The following is a 2,543-nucleotide window of genomic DNA, read 5'->3' as shown; positions in this document are numbered from 1 at the left end:
TCTCTATAGACTTAGGCCTTAATAATTTGATGACCTGCTACTCAAATGTAAGTGGAGAGACATTTATTGTTGGACGAATGTATTTCTCTATTGAGCGTAAGTATCTTAAAGAAATAGAGAGAGTGCAGTCAAAATGGTATTGTGATCAAAATAAGAAAGGAGTGATCTATCCTAAGAGTTCTAAACACATTAAGAGGCTATATGAGAAGAAGAATAACTGCTCTTCAGATTATTTACATAAAATAACAAGAGAAGTTATTAATTACTGTGAGGAGAACTCAATTAATACTATTATAGTTGGAGATATTACAGGGCTAAGAGAAGATTTTAATAAAGGCGAAGTTATAAATCAGAAGATGCACTCACTTCCATTTAAGAAGCTTGTGGATATGCTTACTTATAAAGCAGAAGATGCAGGCCTTAGTGTAATTTGTCAAAAAGAATATTACACTAGTGTATGTTCTCCTTTAACTCCAAGTGTAAGTAGGGAGTATGCAACTAAAGAGAAGAGAGTTAAAAGAGGAATCTTTGTTGATGGTGAAAAAGAATGGAATGCTGACAGTGTTGGAGCATACAATATTCTAAGGCTCTATGGTCAAGTAAATAAAAAAGAAATACAAATGAAGATGATTAAGACTCCATATGTATTAAAAGTAGCTGTATAGAAAGCAGTAGCGGTGTCATGGATGCACCCGTGGCTAAACTCCACGATGCTCTGGCAATTCAATTGCCGAGTAATTCACAGCAGGCTCTAGGATTAACAATCATAGCACCATCGTTTAGACTAAGCTCTGCAACCTTATCAAAACAATTAGGATCAACATTGTATGAAGAAAGTTTAAGGCTCATATCAGCTTTTTCAAGCTTTTTAACTTTAGCAAGCTTATTACCATTTTTAATTAAATATAAAGCAGGGCCATTTAGGGCACAATTTATAGCTACTGATAACCCATTTTCCCATGACTGAAATTCTCTCATTATTTTGCTATCTTCTTTAGCAAGAACCTTTGTTGCTCTATATAGGAAAAATAATACTACCCTACTTATTTTCTCTTTAATAAAATAAATAATTCTTTTTGTAAACCTAATTCTTTCCATATACTTATAAAATACATTTATTTAAATATTGTCAATATAGACGGATTTTAAAAATAAGTAATAATTGGACAGTACTGCATTATAAGGTATATAATCTTAATATGCAAAGAAAAATCTCTTCTCGCTTATGGATAAGCTTTATTCTTATTGGATTATCAGGACAATTAGCATGGTCGATAGAAAACATGTATTTAAATGTTTTCCTGTATAATACCATTATCCCTGATACCTCATATATTGCTCTAATGGTTAGTTTATCTGCTATTACAGCAACACTTACCACATTCATAATGGGTATAGTAAGTGACAAAATAGGAAGAAGAAAACCTCTAATTTCATTTGGCTATATTCTATGGGGGTTATCAACTGCGGCATTTGGAATAGTTTCTAATAATGTATTTAAAACTGCTGTACATGCAGCTAGTGCTGTTGTAGCCCTCGATTGTCTAATGACATTTTTTGGTTCAACAGCAAATGATGCAGCCTTTAATGCATATGTTACAGATCAAAGTGATGAAACAAATCGAGGTAAAATTGAAGGTGTTTTATCCTCTTTATCACTTATTTCAATGTTAATTATTTTTGGTCTTTTTGATGGCTTAACGCAGAAAGGAGAATGGAAAAAATTCTTTGCAATTTTTGGTCTAATTAATATTTTTACAGGTCTCATTTCTTTATTCCTTTTAAAAGAAGATAAAAAGGAAATTAAAAAAGAAAAGGATGTATTAAAAAACTTAATTTCATTACTAAGTATTAAGGAAATAAAAGCTAATAAGATAAGGTATTTAGATTTAATTAATCTGTTATTTATCGCAACTTCATTTCAAGTATTCTTACCTTACTTAATTATTTATATTCAAGAATACCTACACTTTTATGATTATGCTTTAATGCTTGCTATAGTACTTACAGGTGCATCAATTATATCTATAATTGTTGGGCGTCTTGCTGATAAGAAAGGAAAGAGTATTACAGCATTATACTCAATTGTAGTAATGTTTATTGGATTAATACTAATGTTTATTTTTAGATTATACATTTCATGTACTATTGCAGCGCTATTAGTAATGGCTGGTTATCTTTCTGCATTTTCAACCATTAATGCAAACCTACGAGATACTACACCTAATAACTTAACAGGTTCATTCCAAGGCGTTAGAATGATTTTTTCAGTCGCACTTCCTATGATTATAGGCCCTATGATTGGAAACAATGTAATTAAGAATTCAGGAAGGACATATACAGAATTAGGAGTTATTAAAGATGTTCCAACCCCAATGATATTTTTATCTGCAGCACTTATTTTAATTCCTCTTTCAGTTTTAATTATAATTAGGTTAAAGGAGGAAAAGAAATGTTAGGTATAGATAAAAAGTTTGAGAGAGAAGATTCTTACTCTCTCAATGGTAGATGGGAGTGCGAGATAATAAAATGTCCTTATATTG

The 2,543-nt window shown here is 31.0% G+C and carries 3 protein-coding genes; 2 read left to right on the top strand and 1 reads right to left on the bottom strand.

Annotated elements, in window-relative coordinates; all coding sequences use genetic code 11:
- Nucleotides 1-665: transposase (locus SOY52_RS07185; protein ID WP_320848282.1), on the top strand; the 665-nt coding region annotated here is incomplete at its 5' end.
- A gap of 58 nt (nucleotides 666-723) precedes the next feature.
- On the opposite strand, the gene SOY52_RS07180 is transcribed toward SOY52_RS07185, so the two are convergent.
- Complete coding sequence (locus SOY52_RS07180) at nucleotides 724-1,098, bottom strand: hypothetical protein (RefSeq protein WP_320848281.1); 375 nt, start codon at nucleotides 1,096-1,098, stop codon at nucleotides 724-726.
- A gap of 101 nt (nucleotides 1,099-1,199) precedes the next feature.
- On the opposite strand from SOY52_RS07180, the gene SOY52_RS07175 reads away from it, so the two are divergent.
- Nucleotides 1,200-2,459 (top strand): MFS transporter, encoded by a 1,260-nt coding sequence (locus tag SOY52_RS07175; protein ID WP_320848280.1) that lies wholly within the window; start codon nucleotides 1,200-1,202, stop codon nucleotides 2,457-2,459.
- Nucleotides 2,460-2,543: the final 84 nt, after the last annotated feature.

This window comes from Bullifex sp., assembly GCF_034103065.1.
Lineage (GTDB): Bacteria > Spirochaetota > Spirochaetia > Sphaerochaetales > Sphaerochaetaceae > Bullifex.
This window is presented reverse-complemented; position numbering and strand designations above follow the sequence as displayed.

Bases quoted from the DNA above. Each gene is read 5' to 3' on its own strand.
- SOY52_RS07175 (WP_320848280.1), top strand. From the start codon at position 1,200: ATGCAAAGAAAAATCTCTTCTCGCTTATGGATAAGCTTTATTCTTATT.
- SOY52_RS07180 (WP_320848281.1), bottom strand. From the start codon at position 1,098: ATGGAAAGAATTAGGTTTACAAAAAGAATTATTTATTTTATTAAAGAG.